We start from the raw sequence: 23,539 nt of genomic DNA on the forward strand, positions 1-23,539 counted from the left end.
GCGATGTCTCGAATCAGCACAGGACGGCCGGGCGGACCGGCGCGCCGGCGAACCGTCGGGGCGGCGGCCGTAGCGGCGGTCATGGCGGCCACGGTGACCGGTGGGGCCGGGGCGGCCCGGGCCGAGGCCACCCCGCCCGCGCCCCCGGTGGTCACCCGGGCCGCTCTCGACCCGTCGCTCGTCGCCGGCCGGGGCGCCGACGTCGGTTTCCTGGAGCAGGAGGCGGAGCATGCCACCACGAACGGCACGCTGATCGGCCCGGGGCGCACGGCGTACACCCTGGCGTCGGAAGCCTCCGGTCGCCGGGCGGTGAGCCTGGCGCCCGGCCAGTTCGTCGAGTTCACGCTGCCGGCCGCGACCAACGCCATCACCGTGCGCTACAGCATCCCGGACGCGCCCACCGGCGGCGGCATCACCGCGCCGCTGGACGTCTCGGTCGGTCGCCGAGCCGCCCGGACCATGACCCTCACCTCGCAGTACGCCTGGCTGTACAACCAGTACCCGTTCTCCAACGACCCCACCGCCGGCCTGCTGCACCCGGACTGGTGGATCACCGAATGCTCCTGCGTCCCCGCGGCCACCACGCCCACCCCGACGATCACCAGGCCGTTCCGCCCGCACCACTTCTACGACGAGCAGCGCATGCTGCTCGGCCGGACGTACCCGGCGGGCAGCGTGCTGCGGCTCGCGGTCCCGGCGAGCAGCGTCGCGCCGTGGACGGTCATCGACCTGCTCGACTCGGAACTGGTCGCCCCGCCGCGCGTCGTGCCGGTCGCGGCGAACGTGCTGGCGTTCGGCGCGGACCCGACCGGCCGCCGCGACTCCGCCGGCGCCTTCGACCGGGCGATCGCCTTCGCCCGGCGTACCAAGCTGAAGGTCTACCTGCCGCCGGGGACCTACCAGGTGAACCGCCACATCGTCGTCGACGACGTCACCATCGAGGGCGCCGGCAACTGGTACACGATCGTCAAGGGACGCGAGGTCCCGCTCGACACCCCGGCCCCGGACGGCTCGGTGCACACCGGGGTCGGCTTCTACGGCCGGCCCGCGTCGGCGGGCGGCAGCCGCAACGTGCACCTGTCCGGCTTCGCGATCGAGGGCGACGTCCGCGAGCGCATCGACACCGACCAGGTCAACGGCGTCGGTGGCGCGCTGAGCCACTCCAGCATCGACGGCCTCTACCTGCACCACACCAAGGTGGGGCTCTGGTTCGACGGGCCGATGACCGACCTGCGGGTCACCAACAACGTCATCGTCGACCAGATCGCCGACGGCCTGAACTTCCACACCGGCGTCACCAACTCCGTGGTGCGCAACAACTTCGTCCGCAACAGCGGCGACGACGGCCTGGCCATGTGGTCGGAGAAGACCGGCAACGCGGGCAACATCATCGACCGCAACACCGTGCAGTCGCCGGTCCTGGCCAACGGCATCGCCGTGTACGGCGGCACGGACAACACCGTCTCGCGCAACCTGGTCGCCGACCCGGTGCGCGAGGGCAGCGCCATCCAGGTCGGCTCCCGGTTCGGCGCCGAGCCGTTCACCGGGCAGCTGTGGATCACGGAGAACACCACCGCCCGGGCCGGCACCTACGAGCTGAACTGGAACATCGGCCTCGGCGCCATCTGGTTCTACGCCCTCGACCGCAGCATCGACGCCGACATCCAGGTGGTCGGCGACCACTACCTGGACAACACCTACAACGCGATCATGCTGGTCAGCGACTGGCCGGTGAAGGACCGGTACTCGATGACGAACGTGCACTTCCGCGACGTCCGGGTCGACGGCGCCGGGACGTCCGTGGTGAGCGCCCGCACGGCAGGCTCGGCCTCGTTCGCGAACGTCGACGCGCGCAACGTGGGCGCGGTCGGCGTCAACAACTGCGGCTCCTTCCACTTCACCCCCGCCGGCTCCGAGTTCAGCCTGACCGACCTCGGCGGCAACGACGGCGGGTGGCTCGCCCCGTGGCTGCTGCCCAACACGATCACCTGCGACGACCGACCGCCGGTGGTGGCGCCGCCACCGCCGTCCACCTGGTGACCGCCGTCCCGGACACCTGCTCCCACCCCGGCTGACCCCGCCGAGCGGCGCCGGTCGGAATCCCCCCGGATTCCGGCCGGCGCCGCCGCGCTTCCGCCGACCTGCCGCCCCGGACAAACCTCGCGGACGTGCCCTCCTCCCCCACCCCCGTGGCGGCGCGACCCTCGCCCAACCGATCGGTACAGAAATTTGGGAATCCCCGGACCGCCTGCTAGGTTTTTGTGTACCGACCGGTACAGAACAGGGGAGGCGAGATGGGCGACATCAAGCAGGCGCTCGGCGCGGTCGGCATCTGGAGCATGGAGCTGCGCGGGGCCGGCCGGCCCGAGGTCCGCGAGGCGGTCGCCGAGCTGGACGACCTGGGCTACCCGGCGCTGTGGCTTCCGGGGCTGGACGGCCGCGGGGCGCTGGACGACGTCGGGCAGCTGCTCGCCGCCGCTCCGCGCGCCACCGTCGCGCTGGGCGTGCTCTCCATCTGGGGCCAGGACCCGGCCGCGCTGGGCGCGTGGCTGGCCGACCTGGACGCGGCGCACGGCCGCCGCACCCTCGTCGGGCCGGGCATCAGCAACGCCCACTCCGCGGCCAACGCCGGCCAGAACTACGGCCGGCCGACGGTCTCGATGGGCCGGTTCCTGGACGGGCTGGACGCCGCACCGCACCCGGTCCCGGCCGATCGGCGTCTCCTGGGCGCACTCGGCCCGAAGATGGTCGACCTGGCCACCGCCCGGAGCATCGGTTGGCACCCGTTCCTGGTGACACCCGAGTACGCCGCGCTCCACCGCGCCCGCGTCGGAGACCGGCCCCTGGTCGCCGCGCACCTGGCGGTGGTCCTGGACCGCGACCCGGACCGGGCCCGGGCGGCGGCCCGCGACGGCATCGGCATGTTCATCGGGTTCCCCGCCTACCGGTCCAACCTGGCCCGGCTCGGCTTCACCGAGGAGGACCTGGTCCCGGGCGGCAGCGACCGGCTCATCGACGCCCTGGTCGCCTGGGGAGACCTCGACCGGATCGCCGGCCGCGTCCAGGCCCAGCTGGACGCCGGCGCGGACCACGTCACCCTGCACGTCCTGCAGCCGGCCACCCCGGAGCGCACGGACCTGCCCCGGAAGCAGTGGCGGGAACTCGCCGCGCTGCTGCCGCAGCTCCACCGCACCACCTGATCAATCCCCTTTTCACCGCACCACCACATAGAAGGAGCACCACAGTGGGACAGCTCAACGGCAAGACCGCGCTCGTCACCGGCGGCACCACCGGTATCGGGCTGGCGGCGGCCCGCCGCTTCGCCGCCGAGGGGGCGCACGTCTTCCTGACCGGACGCCGCCAGCAGCAGCTGGACGAGGCCGTGGCCTCGATCGGCTCGGCCGCCACCGGCATCCGCAGCGACGTGAGCAACCTCGACGACCTCGACACCCTCGTCGAGGCGATCGCCGCCCGCGGCGCCGGCCTGGACGTGCTGTTCGCCAACGCCGGCGGTGGCGAGTTCGCCGCCCTGGGCACCATCAGCCTCGAGCACTACACCGACACGTTCGATCGGAACGTCCGGGGCACCCTGTTCACCGTCCAGAAGGCGCTGCCGGTACTCAACGACGGCGCGTCGGTCATCCTGGCCGGCTCGACCGCCGCCACCACCGGCACCCCGGCCTTCGGCGTCTACGCCGCCTCCAAGGCCGCCATCCGCTCGTTCGGCCGCACCTGGGCCGCCGAGCTGACCGACCGCCGGATCCGGGTCAACACCCTGATCCCGGGTCCGACCGAGACCCCGGGCATCACCGGACTGGCCGCCACCCCGGAGGAGGCCGCCGGGCTGGTGCAGATGCTCGCCTCCTCCGTGCCGATGCGCCGGATGGGCCGGCCCGAGGAGATCGCCAACGCCGCCCTGTTCCTCGCCTCCGACGAGAGCAGCTTCATGACCGGCGCCGAGATCTTCGTCGACGGCGGCTCCAACCAGGTCTGAGGCGACACCGCACGCCCGTGGTCGGGTGGCGCGACCGGGGCGAGCCGCCTGGCTCGCCCCGGTCGCGGCGTCGCTAGCGCTCGACCGCGACGTCCACCGGGCCGACGCGCAGGGTGCCGTCGTTCAGCGGCGTGCAGCGCACGCCGCCCCGGCGCCGCAGCGCCCGCCATCCGCCCGGGCCGATCGTGACGTCCATCCAGGCGCACGGGTTGGCCGGCCGGTTGACCCGCAGCCTGACCGGGCCCTCCCCCGAGTCGAGGACGAGCACCGATCCGACCAGCTCGTCCACCGCGATGCCGGTAGTCAGGATGTTGCGCCGGACCTGCACCAGGTCGACGCCCGGCGGCAGCGACTCCTGCGCGATCACGGTCACGCTCGCCGCGCGGTGCGCCGGCCGACCGAAGTACCGGTCGCCGACGATGCCCAGCTCGGCCCGGAGCCGGACCTCCGTCACCAGCTCGCCGGGCGGGGCGGGCAGCGGGCCGTCGGCGGGCCGCCCCACGTAGCGGTGTACCGGCGAGGCCAGCAACTGGACGATGCGCGGCACAGCGGGATTCTACGGAGCCGACGGCGCCCGCCGGGCGGACTCGGGCGAGCCGGGGACGACGACGACGACCGGGACTGCCTGCCTGCCGGTCGGGTAATGCGGCCGGATGAGCGTCACAGGGATCGCCGACCACGGGCTGCTCGCCGACGGCCACAGTGCCGCGCTGGTGGACCGGGACGGCTCGGTGAACTGGTGGTGCCCCGGGCGCTTCGACGGGCCGGCGGTGTTCGGGCGCCTGCTCGACCACGACGCCGGGCACTGGTCGCTCCGCCCCGAGGGCGACTTCACCAGCGAACGGGCGTATGTGACCGATTCGCTGGTGCTGCGTACCGTCTTCACCACGGCGACCGGCGCGGTGGCGGTGACCGACGGGTTGGCCCTGGAGCCGGGCGCGCGCGGCCACCGGGTCGGCCGGCACTCGCCGCGGGTACTGGCCCGGGTGGTGCAGGGGCTCTCCGGCCAGGTGCGGCTCCGCTCGCAGTTCCGGCCCCGGTTCGAGTACGGCCGGGTGGTCCCGCGCCTGGACCGGCAGGGCGACGAGGTCGTGGCCACCGCCGGCGCGACGCGTCTGGTCCTGCACGCCGACACACCGCTTTCCGTCGGCACCGGCGAGGCGTCGGCCACGTTCACCGTCCGGGCGGGCGAGCGCCGGGGCTTCACCGTCGGCTACGGGCCCGCCTACGCCGCGGACCCACCGGTCCGACTCGACGCCGCGCAGGCGGTCGACGACGCGGTCGCCGGCTGGCAGTCCTGGATCCACCAGCACGACTACCAGGGCCTGTACCGGGACGAGGTGCGCCGCAGCGCGCTGGTCCTGGCGGGCATGACCTATCAAGCCAGCGGGGCGGTGGTGGCCGCCGCGACGATGGCGCTGCCCGAGGAACTGGGCGGCGAGCGCAACTACGACTACCGCTACGTCTGGGTGCGCGACTTCAGCTTCACTCTGGAGGCGCTGTGGCGCTCGGCCTGCGCAGACGAGGTCGGCCGGCAGTTCCGGTGGCTGGCCCGGTCGATGGGCGTGGTGCAGGACGGCGTGGTGCCGATCATGTACGGCGTCGAGGGGGAACGGGATCTGACCGAGCACCGCCTGGAGCACCTCGGCGGATTCGCCGACAGCCGGCCGGTGCTGCTCGGCAACGACGCCTGGCGGCAGCGGCAGACCGACGTGGTCGGCGAGGCGCTCTGCGCGGCCTGGCTGATGCGGGAACACCTGGATCCGATGGAGCCGGAGACCCGCCAACTGCTGCGTGGGATGACCGAGCGGGCTGCCCGGGACTGGCGGCTGCCGGACGCCGGGATGTGGGAGGAGCGGGACGTCGAGCGGCACCACCTGTCGTCGAAGGTGCAGTGCTGGACGGCGTTGGACCGGGCGGTCCGCTTCGGCGACCGGCTCGGCACGCCGGCGGAGACGGCCCGCTGGGCGGCGGCCCGGGACGCGGTGCGGCACGCCGTGCTGACCGAGGGCTTCGACGACCGGGCCGGCGCGTTCACCGGCACCGTGGGCGGCGCCGATCTGGACGCGTCGGCCCTGCTCATGCCCCTGGTCGGCTTCCTGCCCGCCGACGATCCGCGGATGCGCTCGACCATCCGGGCGATCGAGGAGCGGCTGGCCCACGACGGGCTGCTGCGCCGCTGGGAGGGCGACCCCGCCGGCTTCGTCATCTGCTCGTTCTGGCTGGTGGCGTGCCTGGCGTTGGCGGGCGAGCGGGACCGGGCCGGGCGGCTGTTCGAGAGCCTGGCCGGGCGGAGCAGCGACCTGGGCCTCTTCGCCGAGCAGATCGACCCGGGCACCGGGGAGGCGCGCGGCAACTTCCCCCAGGCCTTCTCGCACATCGGGCTCATCAACGCCGCTGGAGCTCTCGCCGACGTCGACGCCGGCCACGACGTCCTGTCGCCCGCGCCACCCCGGCTCATCCCGGCCGGCGAGTTGCGGAGCGCCGGTTCGCGCGGGTGAGTCGGCGGCGCGGAAACGCCGATCTCCCCGCACCACTCTGACTACCCTCGGTAGTTGACCGGTGCCGGCGTGGATTCGCGCCCGCGCCGCACGACTGCGATGAGGGGAACCGCCATGGCCACCGCACCGAACGGCACGCCGACCGTCGTCCTGGTCCACGGCGCCTTCGCCGACAGCTCGGGATGGAACGGCGTGGTCGAGCGCCTCCAGGCCGCGGATGTGACGGTGAAGGCGGTGCCGAACCCGCTGCGCGGGGTCAGCGAGGACGCCGCGTACGTCGCGAGCGCGCTGAAGCAGACCGAGGGCCCGGTGCTGGCCGTGGGCCACTCGTACGGCGGGGCGGTCATCACCAACGCCGCGGCCCGGGTCGACAACGTGGTCGGCCTGGTCTACGTCGCGGCCTTCGCCCCCGACGAGGGTGAGACCCTGCTGTCGATCGAGAGCGACTCCAAGGACAGCGTGCTGACCACCGCCCTGATGGAGGTGAAGTACCCGACCGCCCAGGGCACGGAGACGGAGTTCCTCATCGACCCGGCGAAGTTCCACGACGCGTTCGCCGCCGACGTGTCGAAGAAGGACGCCGCCGTCATGGCGGCCACCCAGCGCCCCGTCTCGGCGCTGGCCTTCGGCGAACCCACCGGGACGCCGGCCTGGCGCAACCTGCCGTCCTGGGCCGCGGTCGCCACCGGCGACAAGGCCGCCGGCACCGACGTCCTGCGGTCCATGGCGCAGCGGGCCGGGGCGACCGTCACCGAGGTCGAGGGCTCCCACGTGATCATGGTCAGCCAACCCCAGGCCGTCACCGACGTGATCATGCAGGCGCTCGACAGCGTCAAGCGCTGACCACTCCCCGCCGGCCGAGCAATTTTGTACCGATCGGTCGCGCCGGAGGTACCATGGTGCACCGGAGGAGGTGCCACCATGCCGCAACGGGGGCGACCGCGAGGATTCGACGCCGACGAGGCGTTGGACCGCGCGATGAAGGTGTTCTGGCGCCAGGGCTACGAGGGTGCCTCGATGACCGACCTGACCGCCGCGATGGGCATCAACAAGCCCAGCCTCTACGCCGCCTACGGCAGCAAGGAGGAGCTCTTCCGCAAGGTCGTGGCCCGGTACGCCGAGCGGGACATGGCGTACGCGCGCGACGCGCTCGCCCAGCCCACCGCGTACGAGGTGGTGGCCGCCCTGCTGCGCGACAACGTGCTCGCCCTGACCCGCTCGGACTGTCCGGCCGGGTGCCTGTCGATCCAGGGCGGCACCGCCGGTGGTACCGGCAGCGCCCCGGTCGCCGAGTTCCTCGCCGCCAGCCGACTGACCGGGGAACGTGCCCTCGCCGACCGCCTCGCCCGCGCGGTGGCCGAGGGCGACCTGCCCGCGGACGCGGATCCGGCGGCGCTGGCCCGGTTCGTCGCGGTGGTCACCGAGGGGCACGCCGTGCACGCCGCGGCCGGCGTCGCCCGCGCCGACCTCGAGCAGTCGGCCGAGATCGCGCTGGCCGGTTTCGCGGCGGTGGCCGGCATCGGGGCGCCCAGCCCCGCGCGCTGAGCCGCCGCGACGTCCGCGGCCCGGCGGATCTTCACCGGCCCGGGCCACCGCCGGGGTTCGACCGCGCCGACGCTCCTCCACGCCGGTCCGCGCGCTCCGCCCGGCCGAACCGGGCGGGTCCGCCGGTTGTCCGCGCTCATCGGCTGCTGCCATCCGGGCGTCGTGGTGCGACGATGACATCGACGGCATTCTGGCCGAGCGGAGGACTGTCGTGGCAGACGGAAGAGATCCGGCGGTGAACCGGTCGCGTCGGTTGGGCCGGAGCGCCCTCCCGCACCTCCTGGCGATGGTGATCTTCGGGCTGCTGGCCTGGTCCGGGGGCAGCATGCTGCGCCAGGGGGTGGACGGGCTCGCCGTGCCCTCGCTGATGATCGGCTCCGCCGGAGCCGTCGGCGCCCTGCTGCTGGTGGCGGGGCGCCCGTCCCGGCACACCGACCGGAGCGGACCCGACCCCCACCAGCTCGTCCGGGTGGCGATGGTGCTGGTGGCCGTCACCGCCCTGGTGACCGGCACGGCCCTCGCGCCGGACGGGATGGACCGGGGCTTCGTCATCTCCGTGGACGTGGTCCTCGCCGGCGCGCTCGCCTCGTACGCCCTGCTGGCCGGCGAGCAGCGCCGTCCGGCGGCCCGGCTGCCCGGCTGAGCCCGCCGCCCGGGCCCAGCCGCTACCCCGCCGGTCCCGCCCGCCGGGCAACCGCCACCGTCCGCCGACCGGCACGTACCGGGCGGAAACCGGACCAATCAGCGGGCCGGCCGCGTAGCGTGGGCGACACGAGCGGCAGCAGGAGGGTGACGTGACGGAGCCGGAGGAAGACCGGGAGAAGACCGGCAAGACCGACCGGGTGCTCTACTCCCCTGACGGGGATCCCCACCACACCTTGGCGCAGGCGCCCCAGCCCGACGAGCACCTTCCGGTGACCGTCACGCGCGACGACCGGACCGAGGTCATCGACGACGAACAGTGACCGGCTGACGCCGCCCGGCCGTCGGCCCGCCGGGACCCGGCGCGCGGCCGGGTTTCATCGGGTGGCGTCCGGGCATCAGGTGGCATGTCGACCGACATCGACGCTCCGCCGTTGCCGCCGCACCTCCAGTTGGAGGTCACCTCGGCGTGCAACCTGCGGTGCGTCATGTGTCTGGTCCGGTACCGGCCCCCGGTCAACAAGCTCGCCGGGGCCATGCGGCCGGAGCTGTTCCACCGCCTGCTGGCCGAGGTACCCGCGCTGAACCGGCTGACGCTGCAGGGTCTGGGCGAGCCGCTGCTGTCGCCGTACCTGATGGAGATGGTGCGGGCGGCGGTCGCCCGCGGGATCACCGTCGGGTTCAACACCAACGCCACCCTGCTCACCCGTGGCCGCGCGGAGGAGTTGGTGGACAGCGGGGTCGACTGGCTGCACGTCTCCCTCGACGGGGCCGGCGCGGGCGTCTACGAGGCGGTCCGCGAGGGGGCCGACTTCGCCCGCGTGGTGGCGAACCTCGCCGGGCTGGTGCACGCCAAACAGGCTGCGGGCAGCGTCACCCCGTGGATCCGGGTGGTGTTCGTGGCGATGCGGGACAACGTCGCCGAACTGCCGGACCTGGTGCGTCTGCTGGCCCGCGTCGGGGTGGACGAGCTGCACGTGCAGAACCTCTCGCACAACTTCTCCGACGCCGACCCCGCCAGCGGGTACGACGGCATCCGGCAGTTCACCGCGGACCAGGCACTGTGGACCGGCGCGGACGCGGATCGCGCCGCGACCGCCTTCCACGAGGCGGGCGAGGCGGCGCGGGAGCACGGGGTGCGACTGCGCCTGCCGCGCCCCGGCGTCCCGGCCGACGCCGGCACGCCCTCGGGCCGGGGCTGTTCCTGGCCCTGGGAGGCGGCCTACATCACCAGCACCGGCGTGGTGCAGCCGTGCTGCATGGTGATGGGCGACGACCGGATGTCCCTGGGCCGGTTGACCGAGCAGAGCTTCCCACAGATCTGGTACGGCGAGCGCTACCGCGAGTTCCGGCACCGCCTCCTCGGCGGCGAGCCGCCCGAGGTGTGCCGGGGTTGCTCGCTGTACCGGCGCGCCTTCTGACCCCGCCGGGCCGCCAGCGGGTACCGGCGGGACGCGCACCGGTCAGTCCGCGCGGTGCAGCGGACCCCACTCGTGCGACGCCTGCTCCTCCACCGCCCGATGGGCCTGGCTGAGGGCCGCCTCGCTGACCCAGGCCAGCGGCCGCTGGCAGATCACCAGGGGTTCGTTGTCGGGCCCCCGGCCGATCTGCTCGCCCAGCAGCACCCACGGGCGTACGCCGGGCCCACGCAGGTCCCGCAGGTGGCAGTAGTCGTACAGCCGGCGGGCGATCCACAGCCGCAGGGAACGGTCACCCCACCACGACTCCACGGCGAGCGGGTTGGCGGACAGGCCCGGCAGCTCCGTCCCGGTCAGCGCGTCCCGGCTGGACTGGCTGGCCTGCCGTTCGTCGGTCAGGTCCGCCTGCGGTCCCCGGGACCACCGCACGTACAGCGACTCGTCCGCGGCTTTCTGCACCAGGGTGACGAGCTGATCCAGGTCGTCGACGACCCACATGCCCGCTTCGTTGTGTGCCTTGCTCACCCCGTCCATGTGCCCTGCCGGCCCCCTGGCCATTCCTCCTGATTCCGGGCCTTTTGGGGGTCGGGCCGGCGCACCCGCACGTCCCCGGGCGGTCGACACCTTCCCGCCCGCCGGCGACGGCAGCCGGCGCACGACGGCAGCCGGTACGCATGCGCCCAGCCGGTGCGGGTAGGCACGGGTCGACGTGTCCGTGACGGCGGTGCGGCACCCGCGAGAGCTGCGGGGCGTCCGCCGGTACGGCCCGAGCCCCTGCCGGGTGGTCACGGGCCGGATCCGAGGCGGCGGGAGTGCGCGATGGGACGCTACGACGACGAGGTGACCGGGCTCGCGGCGCCGCTGACCGACCCGGGCGACCTGGACGTGCTGATGGACCGCGTCGGTGCCGCCCGGGTGGTGATGCTGGGCGAGGCGACCCACGGCACGCACGAGTTCTACACCTGGCGGGCCGCGATCACGCGGCGGCTCATCGAGGAGAAGGGCTTCTCGTTCGTCGCCGTCGAGGGCGACTGGCCCGACTGTGACCGGGTCGACCGCAGCGTCCGGTGCCGCAGCGACGCGCCGGAGGACCCGCGGGCGGCCCTCGCGGCGTTCGAGCGGTGGCCGACCTGGATGTGGGCCAACGAGGAGGTCGTCGACTTCACCCGCTGGCTGCGGTCCCACAACGCCCAACTGGACGAGACGGCACGGGTCGGCTTCCACGGCCTGGACGTGTACTCGCTGTGGGAGTCGCTGCACGAGATCCTCGTCTACCTGCGCGAGCACGACCCGGAACAGGTGCCGGCGGCGCTGGCCGCCTACCGCTGTTTCCAGCCGTACGACGAGGACCCGCAGCAGTACGCGCTGGCGACCCGGCTGGTGCCGAACAGCTGCGAGAACGAGGTCGTCGACCTGCTCGCCGCGCTGCGCGAGCGGGCCGCCACCGACGGCGCGGGCCGCTTCGGGGCGTGGCAGAACGCCGAGGTGGTCGCCGGCGCCGAGCGCTACTACCGGGCGATGGTGCGGGGCGGCCGCGAGTCGTGGAACGTCCGTGACCGGCACATGGACGACACCCTCGACCGGCTGCTCACGCACTACGGCCCGGGCGCGAAGGCGGTCGTCTGGGCACACAACACCCACGTGGGTGACGCCCGGGCCACCGACATGGTCGAGGCGGGCGAGGTCAACATCGGCCAGCTCGCCCGCGAGCGGCACGGCGTCGACCAGGTCGTCCTGGTCGGCTTCGCCACCCATCGGGGGACCGTGGTGGCCGGCGACGCCTGGGGGGCGCCGATGCGGGTGATGAGGATGCCGCCGGGCCGGCGACACTCGCTGGAGGACGCGCTGCACGCCGCCGCGCCGGCGGAGGCGCTCTTCGTCTTTCCCCGGGACGGCCGTCCCGACCTGCTCACCGACGAACTGGACCATCGGGCGGTCGGGGTGGTCTACCACCCGGAACGGGAGAGCTGGGGCAACTACGTCGCGACGGTGCTCGGCGACCGCTACGACGCCCTCTGCTGGGTCGACGAGTCCCAGGCCGTCCGGCCGCTGCACATCCGGCCCGCCAGCCTCGCCGAGCCCGAGAGCTACCCCTCGGGCGTCTGAGCACACCGGCCAGCGGTTCGACCGGGTCGGGGCGTCCGGTGGGCGGGGCGGGACTATCGGACGGCGACGGTGATCTTGTCGAAGTCGGGTGCCGGCGAGTCCGGGTTGAACATCTTCAGCGTGTTGGGCCCGGGTCGGAGGGGCACCGTCACGACCATGGTGCCGACGGTGCTCCACCCGCCCGTCCCCGGGAAGGTCAGCGTGATCGGGGCCGCGCCGTTCACGCTGATCCGCCCCACGCGGGGGGCCTCGCCGTTGACGTACGCGATGGTCACGGTGGCCGACCCGCCGGTGCGGGCGGTCACGCCGTTGAACTGCAGCGTTCCCATGTCGCGCCCGATGTTGCCCACCTTCTTCCCGCCGGAGCAGCCGGGACAGTTGTAGATCCTGATGTCGTTCAGGCCGTTCTCCGCCGACTCGGCCTCGTAGGAGCGCACCACCATCGGTGCCGCCGGGGCGGCGGGTGGGCGGGTGGCCGGCGGGCGGGTGGTCGGAGGTGCCGTCGACGGCGCGGCGGGTCGGGTCGCCACCGATCCGACACGCACCTCCCCGCCGCCCTCGACCGGGGTGGCGGTGGCCGGGTCCAGCGTCGGGAAGGCCGGATCAAGGTCGGTCGCCGGGCCGGCCGGGCCGGGACGATCTGCCGCCGGCGACCCCCCGAAACCCAGATCCACGTTCACCGCCGCCAGCGTCAGCACGATGATCAGGTAGCCGACTCCGACCACCGCCAGCAGGCGGACCGGCCCGATCCGCCACATGCCGTGCGGACCGGATCCGTGACGTGGACTCACTCCCGAGGCTCCCCTCCGCGCGCCGAGTGGTGCGCCCGGCAGCGGAGACGACCGGAGCCGGGTGTGACAGGTGCCACAGGATTGTAGGGGGCCGATCAACTTCTGGCCCGCCGACCGGTGCGTCACGCGGGCAGCGTCCGGTCCGCGGGCCTACTCCTCGATCTGGGTACGCGGCAGCATGGTCGGCGACCAGCCGAAGTCGTACCGGGGGGCGGCGACCGCCCGGGCAAAGGCCTTGGCGGCGGCCGGCGAACTGACGATCCTCCAGTCCACCTCCTTGTTCGCCTCGAACCAGATCAGGCCGATGATGTCCCGGTGGCGGGGCAGCAGCTGGAAGGTCTGCTTGATCCACTCGGCCTTGCGCCCATTACCCTCGGAGGCGGCGGTCTCGGTGATGACCAACGGCTTGTCGGTGAAGGTGCGGATCTCCTTGATCGTGGAGTTGAAGATCGCGTCAAAGGACCGGTACGTCGAGAGCGCCCCGGTGCCGTAGTACCCCGAGAGTCCGACCCAGTCGACGTAGTCGTCGCCCGGGTAGAGCGTGGAGAGTTTGGGGGTGGAGTCGTCCCACCTGACGTTCGGGCTCCACGTCCAGATGACGTTGGTGACCCCGACCGCTTCGAACACGTCGTGGACGTGACGCCAGGCCTTCACGAAGTCGCCCGGCCGGTTGCCGTTGACCGTCTCGCACCACGGGTACCAGTCGCCGTTCATCTCGTGGGCGAACCGGATGGCCACCGGGTAATCGAGTGACTTGATGCCCTGTGCCCAGGACTGCAGGTACGGGTCGAAGCTCCCCCGCGCGATGCGGGACAACCGGTAGTGGGGTTGGTCGGAGCGGATCCTGTCGATCTTGCGGGCGCTGAAGCCCTTCTTGCGGGCCGCCTGGTCCAGGCGGTAGTCCCACGGTTCCCAGGCCAGCATCGGCAGCATGCCCCGGTCACGGATCCGGTCGAAGAGCGTCCGGTCGAATGTGTCGGACGCCCACCCCGAGCTGAAGAGCATCACCTGCGGCTCGCGCTTCGCGGCCGCGGTGAACGTGTTCACCGCGGTGAAGTCGTGCGGGCCCTCATGTGTCATGACACCGATGAACGCCTTGCCGGCCGGCGGGAAGAGTTCCGCAGCCGGTCGGGGCGGCGCGCTCGGTGCCGCCGTGGCTCCGGCCGTCACCGCCGCACCGGGCTCGGCCGTCGCAATCCGGCCGGACGGGCCGTCCTCCCGGCTCCCGGACATGGTGGTCGGTGCGATGGCGAACGCGTAGGTCAGCAGCAGCGCGCCGATCAGCACCATCAGGACCCGCGGAACGCTCAACCTCATCGTTGCAGAACCCCCTCGACCCGACACCCGCGACCTCGGCGGGGGCGTTCCTCGCTGTCGGCGCGAGCGACCGGCTCGGCCATGTCGTCAACCCGGGGACGAGGCAGGGTACGGAACATCTAGTCCTCGAGTTTCGTGCGCAGGAGCATGTCTGGCGACCAGGTGACCTGGTAGCGAGGATCGGCGACTCCCTTGGCGAAGGCTTTTGCCACGGCCGGTGAGCTGACGATGCGCCAGTCCACCTCCTTGTTCACTTCGAACCAGATGACGCCGATGATGTCCTTGTAGCGGGGCAGCAGCCGGAATGTCTGCGTGATCCACTCGGCCTTGCGCGCGTAGGCGTCGGAGGCACCGGTCTCGGTGATGACCAGCGGTTTGCTGCTGAAGGCGCGGATCTCCTTGATGATCCTGTCGAAGATCACGTCGAAGGGCCGGTAGTCCGGGGTGAACACGGTGGTGTAGTAGCCGGAGACGCCCACCCAGTCGACGTAGGCATCGCCCGGGTAGAACGTGGAGAGTTTCGGGAGCGAGTCGTCCCAGATGTTGTTCGGGCTCCACACCCACGTGACGTTGGTGGCCCCGGCGGCCCGGAACAGATCATGTACGTGGCGCCACGCCTTGACGTAGTCGCCCGGTCGGTTGCCGTTGACCAGCTCGCACCACGGGTACCAGTAGCCGTTCATCTCATGGGCGAACCGGATGGCCACCGGGTAGCCGAGTGACTTGATCCCTTCGGCCCAGGATCGCAGGTAGCTGTCGAAGTCCCCGCGCGCTATGTGGGACAACCGGTACCGGGTTTGCTCGTTCCGTAACCTGTCGACCTCGCGGGTCGGGAGCCCCTTCTTGATGGCCGCTTCGCCCAATCGGTAGTCCCACGGTTCCCAGCCCAGCATGGGCAGCATGCCGCGGTTCTTGATCCGGTCGAAGGGCGTCCGGTCGAATGTGTCGGATGCCCATCCGGAGCCGAAGAGCATGACCTGCGGCTGGCGCTTCGCGGCCGCCGTGAACATGTTCACCGCGGTGAAGTCGTGCGGGCCCTCATGGGTCATGACACCGATGAACGCCTTGCCAGCCGGAGGGAAGATTTTCCGGTCCGGTCCGAGCGACGAGCCTGGTTCGGCCGTCGCCACCGCGCTTGGTCCGGCCGCGGCAACCCGGTCGGACGGCGCCTCCTTTCGGCCCTCGGCCGTCGTCTTCGGCGCCATGGCGAAGGCGTAGGCCAGCAGCAGCGCGGCGATCAACACCATCATGACCCGCGGGACGGTCAGCTTGGCGATGGCAAACCCCCGTTCGCCGCCACCCGCGACTTCGGCGGTTGGCGCTCCTCGTTGCCGGCGCGCGCGGCTTGCTCGGCCCTGTCGTCGTGCTGCTCTCGGCGCGCCGTGATGTTCGACAGGAGCGCGATCAGCGGCGGACCGAGACCTGTCAGGAGGGTCAGGATCGGCCAGACGTGGAGCATGGTGAAGCTGGTGTCCAGTACGAAGCCCGCGCCGAGCAGGGCAGCGGCGAAGGCCGCCCACCCGAAGTGCAGCCGGAAGGTGGCGAGCGACTCGGTGGAGCGCAGCTTTCCCTTGGCCGTCACCACGAACGCGAGTTTTCGCCGCAGCAGCGCACCGACCGCGGCGGCGACGTAGACGGGACCGGTGAACAACGCCAGCGCCATGCCGACCACCCCGATCTCCTCCCGTTCGTGGGGAGCGATGTTGAAGCGGCGGAGCCAGAGCCAGAGCGCGAACCAGGAGCCGATGGTGGAGCCCCAGAGCACCGACCACACGGTGACGTCGAGCTGGGCCGTGCTCACCCCGGTGAGCAGGTACATGGCCGTGGCGAGGTTGCCCAGCAACAGGCTGACGGCGACGCTCGGGTAGTAGAACTGGAGCAGGCGGTAGTGCCAGCGGCGCCGTCCACTCAGTTCGCGCGGTGCGCGCAGCTCCGGGCGGACCAGGATCTCGCAGATGCCGGCCGCCCACCGCTTCTGCTGGTTGAAGTAGTCCGCCCACGACGTCGGGCCTTCCCCGATGGCCACCACGTCCGGGGTGTAGACGCCCTTCCACCGGTTGCCGGTCTGCGGGTTGACGGCGGCGTGGACCCGGATGCTGGTGAGATGGTCCTCGATGATCGAGTCCTGGTAGCCCCCGATGGTCCGCCAGGCCGCCGGTCGGTAGAGGTGGCCGGTGCCGGTGAGCAGCGGCGCGTCCAGCCCGTTCCCGCCCCGCGCGATGAGCCCGTTGTACAGGTACTGCTGCACCGACGCGCCGTGCGCGACCCAGTTCTGGTGCATGTTGCCGTACACCTGGGGCGTCACCACGAAGGCGACGTCCGGGTCGCGGAAGTAGCCGAGGGTCCGTTCGAGGAAGCCCGGCAACGGCACGTGGTCCGGGTCGACGTTGGCGACCACGTCGTAGCAGTGCTCGTGCTCCGCCCGCCAGGCGTTGTGATTGCCCGACTTCGTCCGGGCCCGGAACTCGCCGCTCGGCTGGTTGTACTCCGGGCGGCCCTTACGGCTGAAGTGCCGCACCCCGAGCCGCGCGGCCATCTCCTTCACCGCCGGGTCGTCCCCCTCGTCGAGGATCCAGACGTCGACCTGCCCGCAGTACACGATCTGCGTCATCCTCCGCAGGGTCCGCTCGGCGACGTCGATCGGCTCCTTGCTGGGCACGATCGTGGTGAGCAGGGCCACCCGCAGGCCGACCGGCGGATCGACCGGGATCGGATCCTTGGCGTGGTACGCGAAAACCCAGATCACCACGTTCTGCGCGAGGCGGATCAACTCCACACCGACGACCACGCAGAAGCCGAGCCGGGCCGCCATCGTCTGCCAGCTCCCGATCCCGGTCACTCCCGGCCCCGGCACGTGCGCCGGGAGCAACAGCCAGCCGATGAACAGCACACCGGCCGCGCTGTTGACGAGGACGAACAGCGTCAGGACCAGCCGTGCGGCCGGCGAGACGGCGTGCCGGAACTCGACCGCTGCCTCCGGGTGCCGCGGCGCGACCAACGGTCCGGCCGTCGTGCCGCACCCCGCGTAGGCACGACGCGCTCTGACGTTGCGCTGTCGACGGTCGGGGGGCTGCTCCGACGAGGCCCGGGGCGAGGCGGCGGCCGGAGCACCCGCGCTGACCTCCCCCGCGAGGTGAGACAGCCGGGTATCGCTGGCGATCCCCACGTTGCCCCCAATGGACTCTGCCCGACACGAACTCGACCGGAGCTGATGCTATTCGGGCAATCTGCCCAAAGAGTGCGGGTTGCTCAAATGGTCATGAGCGTTGTTCCGTCGGCCGTCCTCATTCACCGTCGGAGGCCGGCCGAGCCCTGTGCGGCGTCTCACCGCCCACGGGCCGGGTCCACAGTTGAATGATCCTCGCGAGTTCGCCGGTCGCCTGCTCGGGTCCCTCCGGCGCCGGCCGGGCCAGCTGTGCCGGCGCACCGAGCACCGCGATCGCCACCAGGGCGATCGCACACCACCGGGCACGCACCCGGGCCAGGGCGACCGCGCCGAGCGTCGCCCACGCCGGAAGCGTGAAGAGCAGCACCTCCGGCCCCCAGACCGGCGTCGCCTGCGCGACGAGCAGCAACCCCAGCGGCGGCACCACCGCCCACGCGGTGTAGACGGCGGCGGAGCGCCGCAACGGAAGGCTGAACAGCGCCAACCCGAGCAGCACGATCCCCAGGGCGGTGACGCCGAACAACTCCCGGGGGGTCGCGGCCAACACGTCCGGGGTGAGCTTCGATCCCCGCGCGATCGGCGCACCGGGTCGCCCGCCGAACAGTCCCAGCGCGGCGGCCGCGGGTAGCGCACCCAGGAGCGCCACCGCCGACCAACGGCCGGCCACGCCGCGCCGGAAGGCGAACACGGTCCAGCCGTGCCCGGCCAGCAACAGCAGCGCGAGACCGTGGGAGAGGCCCAGCAGCAGCACCGAGGCGCCGTAGCCGGCGAAGCGTCCGACCGTCGGCCGGTCGACGGCCAGCACGAGCAGGAACGTGGCGAGCACGGCGGCGAACACCGTCAGCGCGTACGGCTGAACCTCCTGCGCGTACCGCGTCGACGTCGGCAGCAGCGCGAAGATCACCCCGGCCAGCAGGCCGACCCGTGGCGTGAACAGTCGGGCCGCCAACAGCCCGACGAGGGCCGCCGCGGCGGTGACGGCCACCATCGACACCGCCCGCACCGCCGGGCCCGGCGTGCCGAGGACCTCCGCCCACCAGCGCATCAGCGCCGAACCGGCGATGCCCCAGGCCGGGGCGTCGCCGGTGGGCGGGGCGGGCGCGCCGGCCCGGACGAGGCAGAGCGTGGCCGTCAGCAGTGCCGGTACCAGCCAGGCGGCGACCCGCCACCGGACGGGGTGGGTCGCCGGCTGGGGGGCCACGTCGTGGCCTTCGCCCCAAGGGTCCTCGACGTCGACCTCCGTCGACGTCAGCCGGGGCAGGACTATGGTGTCCGCGTCCTTCATCGTGTCTCACGCATTTCTGTCGGAGCCAGCGGTCGAAGCCGTTGCAGGGGCGCGCCCCGAGGCGACGCCAGGCCAGCGGTCCCGTGGCGTGGGCAGCACGCGGCGCAGGACCGGCCGGAGTCCTGGATCGAGTAGGAATGTCACCTGGAGCATAGGGAACACCGGCGGACACATAGCCCGTATGCGTCACAAGCACCGAATCGGGGATCAACCGCCATTCAGCGGTCGGGGAGCCAATCGTGTCCCGGGCTCAACCGCAGGCTGCCCTGGTCCCACCCTCAGTGCGACGAGAGTCCGGGCTCACCGGACGTTTGGCGGCGCCTGAGGGGTCTGGTGCGGGTCGAGGTGCGCGCGCAGCGCTGCGGCGATCTCGCCCGCCGCGACGAGCTGATCCGGCGTGAGAGCGTCGACGAAGAGTTCGCGGATGGCGCGCAGGTGCGGAACCGTGGAGCGCCGGAACGCGTCGGCTCCGGCCGGCGTCAGCAGGACCTCCGCTCCACCGCGATCGGTTGCGCACTCCTGGCGGCGGATCAGCCCGCGCCGCTCCATCCGCCCCAGGTGGTGGGAGAGCCGGCTGCGCTCCCAGCCGATGTGGGCCGCGAGTTCGGAGGAGCGCATCTGCCGTTCCTGCGCCTCGGTGAGAGCGAGCAGCACGGCGTAGTCGCCCGGGGAGAGGGAAGACTCGGTCTGGAGGCGAGACGCGAGCTGGGACCTGAGCGCTTCCGCCGTCTCGATGTAGTCGCGCCAGGCCCGCAGCTCCGCCGCGCTCGGGAGCTGTCGTCCCTTCCGCCGGTCAGGTGTGGCTTTCGTCATCTCCCGCTCCTGGTTGACATGTCAATCCTGAGGCTAGCATGGTTGACGTGTCAATCGTCGAGGGCTTCCTGCGGCGAGGTCGCCGCCGGGGAGCGAGCGTGAGGAGGAGACGATGACAGCTCAAGGTTTTGAACTGGGGCTCAACTCGTTCGGGGAGGTCGCCACCGACGGCGGCCGGGTCCTGAGCGACGCCGAGACGGTGCGGCTCCTCGTCGACGAGGCACGGCTCGCGGAGTCGGTCGGCCTCGACGTGTTCAGCGTGGGCGAGCACTACCGGGAGGGCCACACCGACTCGGCGACGCCGGTGCTGCTCGCGGCGATCGCGACGGCGACCGAGCGGATCCGCCTCGGGACCTCCGTGACGGTACTCAGCACCAACGACCCGGTCCGGCTCTACCACGAGTTCGCGACCCTGGACGCGGTGTCGAACGGCCGGGCCCAGCTGGTTCTCGGGCGGGCATCGGCGACCGAGTCGTTTCCGCTGTTCGGCTACGACCTGGCGGACTACGAGCGCCTGTTCGAGGAGAAGCTCGACCTCTTCGTCCGGCTTCAGCGGGAGGAAGAGGTCACCTGGTCGGGCACCGTACGCAGCCCGCTGGTCGCGCAGCGGCTGCATCCGCGGATGCAGCCGGGCGGCATCCCGACGTGGATCGGCGTCGGCGGGAGCCCGAACTCGGTGGTCCGCGCGGCCCGCTACGGACTCCCGCTCATGATGGCGATCATCGGCGGGCGCCCGCAGCGGTTCTCCGGTAATGTCGATCTCTACCTCCGGGCACTCGAACAGTTCGGGCATCCCGTGCAGCCGATCGGGCAGCACTCGCTCGGCCTCGTCGCGGACACCGACGAGGAGGCCGTGGAGACGTGGTGGCGGTACTGGCAGCCGGTCGTGGCGGCGCTTGCCGAGGAGCGCGGCTTCTACAAGCCGGACCGCAAACGCTACGAGGCCGAGCTCGACGGCGGCGCGCTGTTCGTCGGGTCACCCGAGACGGTCGCGCAGAAGATCGCCACCATGGCCCGTGACCTGCGGCTGAGCCGCTTCGATCTCAAGTACGACATCATGCACCTGCCCCGCGAGGCACGCGCGCGCACCATCGAACTGCTGGGCAGTGAGGTCGCGCCGCGGGTCCGGGAGCTGCTGGCGAAGGAGCCCATCCATGTCTGATCTCGAGTTCGGCCTCGACACCTTCGGCGACGTGCCGGAGGACGACTCCGGCAAGCTCGTCTCCTACGCCGCGGCGATCCGTCAGGTCGTCGACGAGGCGGTGCTGGCGGACGAACTGGGGGTCGACGTCATCGCCCTCGGCGAGCACCACCGGCCGGAGTACTCGGTGTCCACGCCGGAGACCGTGCTGGCCGGGATCGCCACGCGTACCTCGCGGATCCGGCTGGCCTCCGGGGTGACCGTGCTGAGTTCGGACGACCCGGTCCGGGTGTTCCAGCGCTTCGCCACGGTGGACGCGCTGTCGCACGGCCGGGCCGAGGTCATCCTCGGCCGCGGGTCGTTCACCGAGTCCTTCCCGCTGTTCGGGTACGACCTGCGCGACTACGACGTGCTCTTCGAGGAGAAGATCGAGCTGTTCGTGAAGCTGCTGGACGAGAAGCCGGTCACCTGGAGCGGCACCAAGCGTGCCCCGCTCGAGCGCGCCGACGTCTTCCCGAAGACCGAGTCGGGACGCCTCACCACCTGGGTGGGCGTCGGCGGCTCGCCGCAGTCGGTCGTGCGTACCGCCCGATACGGCCTACCGCTGATGCTCGCCATCATCGGCGGCGCTCCCGAGCGCTTCGCGCCCTACATCGACCTCTACCGCCGGGCCGCCGAGCAGTTGGGCACGACGGCGCACCCGGTCGGCATGCACTCGCCCGGCTTCATCGCCGACACCGACGAGGAGGCGAAGGAGCTGTACTGGCCGTACTACCGGGTCATGCGGGACCGGATCGGCGCGCTGCGCGGTTGGCCACCGATCCGCCGCGCGGAGTTCGACGCGGAGGTGGAGCACGGTTCCCTCTACATCGGCTCCCCGGAGACCGTCGCCCGCCGGGTGGCTCGCGCGATCCGCAGTCTCGGCGTCGGCCGGTTCGACCTCATCTACACCGCCGGAGCGCAGCCGGTGAGCGCCCGGATGCGCGCGGTGGAGCTGTACGGCACCAAGGTGATCCCCATGGTCCGTGACATCCTGGCCAGTTGATCACGGACGGCCGATCGGAAAGCGGAAGGAAGACATGAACGACAGCGCCCGGAGCGGGCCCCAGACGCTCGGCATCCTCGGTGCCGGCAAGGTGGGCACCGTGCTCGCTCGACTCGCCCTCGCCGCCGGTTACCGGGTGCTGATCGCCGGCTCCGGCGACCCGGAGAAGATCGCCCTCACCATCGAGGTGCTCACGCCCGGAGCGGTCGCCACCACCGCGGTCGACGCCGTGGCCGGCGCCGACATCGTCATTCTCGCCCTCCCGCTGGGCAAGTACCGGAGCATCCCCGCCGAGGCGCTGCGCGGCAAGCTCGTCGTCGACGCGATGAACTACTGGTGGGAGATCGACGGCATTCGCGACGACCTCACCGACCCGCGCACCTCGTCGAGCGAGACCGTCCAGGCGTTCCTGTCCGGCTCCCGCGTCGTCAAGGCGTTCAACCACATGGGCTACCACGATCTCGAGGACGGGGCGCGGCCGGCCGGCACACCCGGCCGCAAGGCCATCGCCATCGCCGGCGACGCCCGCGCTGATCTCGACGTCGTCGCGTCCCTGGTCGACCGGCTCGGTTTCGATCCGGTCGTCGCCGGCCCCCTCGCCGAGGGCGTGCGACTGGAACCGGGCAGCGAGTTGTTCGGCGCCAACGTGAGCGCCGACGAGGTGCGGGCCATGCTCGACCGCTTCGCGGAGTCGGAGCGTGGGCGGGTCGTCGCCCTGGCACGGGCGGCCACGCCGAAGGCGGGGTAGGCCCCGGCGCTGACACCTGGCGGAAGGCCGCCGGTGGTGGGGCAACCAGCCACGAAAGCGGCGAGCTGGTTCCCCGTCGACAGGTCACACCGTCGGGCGGCTTCACCACCCGCACGTGCCCGGGCCACGCTGGTCGCGGGGCCCGGGCCGTGCTGCGCGGTCCGGGTCAGTCGACCGGAGGGGTGTACGTGTCGCAGACCCGGCCACGCTCCGCCCGGGCCACCGTGGTGCCGACGCACAGCCGGAGCCGTGGCTTGAACCCACCCCACAGCAACTCGGAACGGGTCTGGGCGGTCGTCTTACCAGGAGTGCACAGCGCGGCGAAGGTCCGCCAGACGAGCTCGTCAGCCGGTCCGTTGGTGGCGATCTGGACCACGCCGCACCGCCCGGGAGCGTTGACCGCGAGCGTCCCGTTGACCGCCACCGGCGGTACCGGCCGCTCCGGGATGCTCATCATCATGTCGTAGCTGCCGTAGGCGCTGACCCCGGCGCTCTCCAGTGCGAAGTCGCTGTCGGCGGAGGCCGTGGCGGGTGAGGCGCCGGCCGCGAGAGCGATACCGGTGACGGCGACCGCACCGAGCATCTTGACATCGAGTGACGTCATTGTGCACTCCCTTTCGAAAGGGCCCACCGATCGGGGCGGGCGAAATGGGCGGCGTCCACCGTGGTCGCAGGCCAAGGGTGAATGGCCCGACCACGATGACGGGACGCCGGACGGCGCCGGCCGTTTGATGATTCGTCGGCGCCGGCCCCGATGAGATCGCATCCCGGATACGCCGTCAAGGAGGCTCGGACGGGTTCCGGCGACGCGGCGACCGGCACGACGGGTCCCTTTCGCTGTTCAGCGTCGACGCCGCCGACAAAACAGCGCCGACGGATGTGTCCTGCTTCACTTCGGCGCCGCTCCGCACGATTTCACGATTGTCGCAGCGAATTCTTCTCATCCACATATTCGCTGCCGGCGACGCCGGCCGCTGCCTCCGGGCGGCGCACCGCAGGCGGCGAGCATCGAGCACCGCTCAGCGGA

22 protein-coding genes are annotated in these 23,539 nt (G+C 72.1%); 13 read left to right on the forward strand and 9 right to left on the reverse strand.

Annotated features, from left to right (window positions below; all coding sequences use genetic code 11):
- The first annotated feature begins 81 nt into the window (after positions 1-81).
- The 3 genes from ACTMTB_RS15890 to ACTMTB_RS15900 all read left to right on the forward strand — a co-directional run bounded on the left by ACTMTB_RS15890 (position 82) and on the right by ACTMTB_RS15900 (position 3,994).
- Positions 82-2,040: a glycosyl hydrolase family 28-related protein gene (locus ACTMTB_RS15890; protein ID WP_441146311.1), complete on the forward strand. Its 1,959-nt coding sequence runs from the start codon at positions 82-84 to the stop codon at positions 2,038-2,040.
- Between the two features lie 254 nt (positions 2,041-2,294).
- Complete coding sequence (locus ACTMTB_RS15895) at positions 2,295-3,200, forward strand: TIGR03620 family F420-dependent LLM class oxidoreductase (RefSeq protein WP_441146313.1); 906 nt, start codon at positions 2,295-2,297, stop codon at positions 3,198-3,200.
- A gap of 44 nt (positions 3,201-3,244) precedes the next feature.
- Positions 3,245-3,994: an SDR family oxidoreductase gene (locus ACTMTB_RS15900; RefSeq protein ID WP_441146315.1), complete on the forward strand. Its 750-nt coding sequence runs from the start codon at positions 3,245-3,247 to the stop codon at positions 3,992-3,994.
- 73 nt (positions 3,995-4,067) lie between these two features.
- Here ACTMTB_RS15900 and ACTMTB_RS15905 read toward each other — a convergent pair whose 3' ends face one another.
- Positions 4,068-4,541: a molybdenum cofactor biosysynthesis protein gene (locus ACTMTB_RS15905; RefSeq protein WP_441146317.1), complete on the reverse strand. Its 474-nt coding sequence runs from the start codon at positions 4,539-4,541 to the stop codon at positions 4,068-4,070.
- A 106-nt stretch (positions 4,542-4,647) separates the two neighbouring features.
- On the opposite strand from ACTMTB_RS15905, the gene ACTMTB_RS15910 reads away from it, so the two are divergent.
- The 6 genes from ACTMTB_RS15910 (at position 4,648) to ACTMTB_RS15935 (ending at position 10,103) form a co-directional block, all read left to right on the forward strand.
- Positions 4,648-6,495, forward strand: a complete 1,848-nt coding sequence (locus tag ACTMTB_RS15910) for a glycoside hydrolase family 15 protein (protein ID WP_441146319.1) — start codon at positions 4,648-4,650, stop codon at positions 6,493-6,495.
- A 114-nt stretch (positions 6,496-6,609) separates the two neighbouring features.
- Positions 6,610-7,338, forward strand: coding sequence for an alpha/beta fold hydrolase (locus tag ACTMTB_RS15915; protein ID WP_441146321.1), 729 nt, complete (start codon positions 6,610-6,612; stop codon positions 7,336-7,338).
- A 78-nt stretch (positions 7,339-7,416) separates the two neighbouring features.
- The gene (locus ACTMTB_RS15920) at positions 7,417-8,040 is read left to right on the forward strand and encodes a TetR/AcrR family transcriptional regulator (protein ID WP_441146323.1); all 624 of its coding nucleotides are present in this window, start codon (positions 7,417-7,419) and stop codon (positions 8,038-8,040) included.
- Between the two features lie 235 nt (positions 8,041-8,275).
- Complete coding sequence (locus ACTMTB_RS15925; RefSeq protein WP_441146325.1) at positions 8,276-8,683, forward strand: hypothetical protein; 408 nt, start codon at positions 8,276-8,278, stop codon at positions 8,681-8,683.
- Positions 8,684-8,834: 151 nt separating this feature from the next.
- Positions 8,835-9,005, forward strand: a complete 171-nt coding sequence (locus tag ACTMTB_RS15930; RefSeq protein ID WP_210775737.1) for a hypothetical protein — start codon at positions 8,835-8,837, stop codon at positions 9,003-9,005.
- Positions 9,006-9,089: 84 nt separating this feature from the next.
- Positions 9,090-10,103: a radical SAM/SPASM domain-containing protein gene (locus tag ACTMTB_RS15935; RefSeq protein WP_441146328.1), complete on the forward strand. Its 1,014-nt coding sequence runs from the start codon at positions 9,090-9,092 to the stop codon at positions 10,101-10,103.
- A gap of 42 nt (positions 10,104-10,145) precedes the next feature.
- On the opposite strand, the gene ACTMTB_RS15940 is transcribed toward ACTMTB_RS15935, so the two are convergent.
- Entirely contained in the window at positions 10,146-10,598 is a 453-nt protein-coding gene (locus ACTMTB_RS15940; protein WP_210775735.1) for a DUF6098 family protein, read from the reverse strand.
- Positions 10,599-10,919: 321 nt separating this feature from the next.
- On the opposite strand from ACTMTB_RS15940, the gene ACTMTB_RS15945 reads away from it, so the two are divergent.
- Positions 10,920-12,206, forward strand: coding sequence for an erythromycin esterase family protein (locus ACTMTB_RS15945; RefSeq protein ID WP_441146330.1), 1,287 nt, complete (start codon positions 10,920-10,922; stop codon positions 12,204-12,206).
- 53 nt (positions 12,207-12,259) lie between these two features.
- Here the strand turns inward: ACTMTB_RS15945 and ACTMTB_RS15950 are convergent, their stop codons facing one another.
- The 6 genes from ACTMTB_RS15950 to ACTMTB_RS15975 form a co-directional block, all read right to left on the reverse strand.
- On the reverse strand, positions 12,260-12,997 hold the full coding sequence (locus ACTMTB_RS15950; protein ID WP_441146332.1) for a hypothetical protein: 738 nt from the start codon (positions 12,995-12,997) through the stop codon (positions 12,260-12,262).
- A 150-nt stretch (positions 12,998-13,147) separates the two neighbouring features.
- The gene (locus ACTMTB_RS15955; RefSeq protein WP_441146334.1) at positions 13,148-14,314 is read right to left on the reverse strand and encodes a glycoside hydrolase family 26 protein; all 1,167 of its coding nucleotides are present in this window, start codon (positions 14,312-14,314) and stop codon (positions 13,148-13,150) included.
- 119 nt (positions 14,315-14,433) lie between these two features.
- On the reverse strand, positions 14,434-15,564 hold the full coding sequence (locus tag ACTMTB_RS15960) for a glycoside hydrolase family 26 protein (protein WP_441146336.1): 1,131 nt from the start codon (positions 15,562-15,564) through the stop codon (positions 14,434-14,436).
- Positions 15,565-15,578: 14 nt separating this feature from the next.
- Positions 15,579-17,312, reverse strand: a complete 1,734-nt coding sequence (locus tag ACTMTB_RS15965; protein ID WP_441146338.1) for a glycosyltransferase family 2 protein — start codon at positions 17,310-17,312, stop codon at positions 15,579-15,581.
- 286 nt (positions 17,313-17,598) lie between these two features.
- Positions 17,599-18,765, reverse strand: coding sequence for a glycosyltransferase family 39 protein (locus ACTMTB_RS15970; protein WP_441146340.1), 1,167 nt, complete (start codon positions 18,763-18,765; stop codon positions 17,599-17,601).
- Positions 18,766-19,065: 300 nt separating this feature from the next.
- Positions 19,066-19,578, reverse strand: coding sequence for a MarR family winged helix-turn-helix transcriptional regulator (locus tag ACTMTB_RS15975; RefSeq protein WP_441146342.1), 513 nt, complete (start codon positions 19,576-19,578; stop codon positions 19,066-19,068).
- Between the two features lie 112 nt (positions 19,579-19,690).
- Between ACTMTB_RS15975 and ACTMTB_RS15980 the strand changes: the two genes are divergently transcribed.
- From ACTMTB_RS15980 to ACTMTB_RS15990, 3 genes are read left to right on the forward strand one after another with little or no spacing between them, the layout of a single operon-like run.
- Entirely contained in the window at positions 19,691-20,740 is a 1,050-nt protein-coding gene (locus ACTMTB_RS15980) for an LLM class flavin-dependent oxidoreductase (RefSeq protein WP_441146344.1), read from the forward strand.
- Positions 20,733-21,764, forward strand: coding sequence for an LLM class flavin-dependent oxidoreductase (locus ACTMTB_RS15985; protein WP_357613875.1), 1,032 nt, complete (start codon positions 20,733-20,735; stop codon positions 21,762-21,764). Before ACTMTB_RS15980 ends, ACTMTB_RS15985 begins: the two co-directional genes overlap by 8 nt.
- A 34-nt stretch (positions 21,765-21,798) precedes the next feature.
- Positions 21,799-22,512, forward strand: coding sequence for an NADPH-dependent F420 reductase (locus tag ACTMTB_RS15990; protein WP_441146346.1), 714 nt, complete (start codon positions 21,799-21,801; stop codon positions 22,510-22,512).
- Between the two features lie 166 nt (positions 22,513-22,678).
- Here the strand turns inward: ACTMTB_RS15990 and ACTMTB_RS15995 are convergent, their stop codons facing one another.
- Entirely contained in the window at positions 22,679-23,116 is a 438-nt protein-coding gene (locus tag ACTMTB_RS15995) for a hypothetical protein (RefSeq protein ID WP_441146348.1), read from the reverse strand.
- Positions 23,117-23,539: the final 423 nt, after the last annotated feature.

Source organism: Micromonospora sp. L32 (assembly GCF_052068055.1).
Taxonomy (GTDB): Bacteria; Actinomycetota; Actinomycetes; order Mycobacteriales; family Micromonosporaceae; genus Micromonospora; species Micromonospora purpureochromogenes.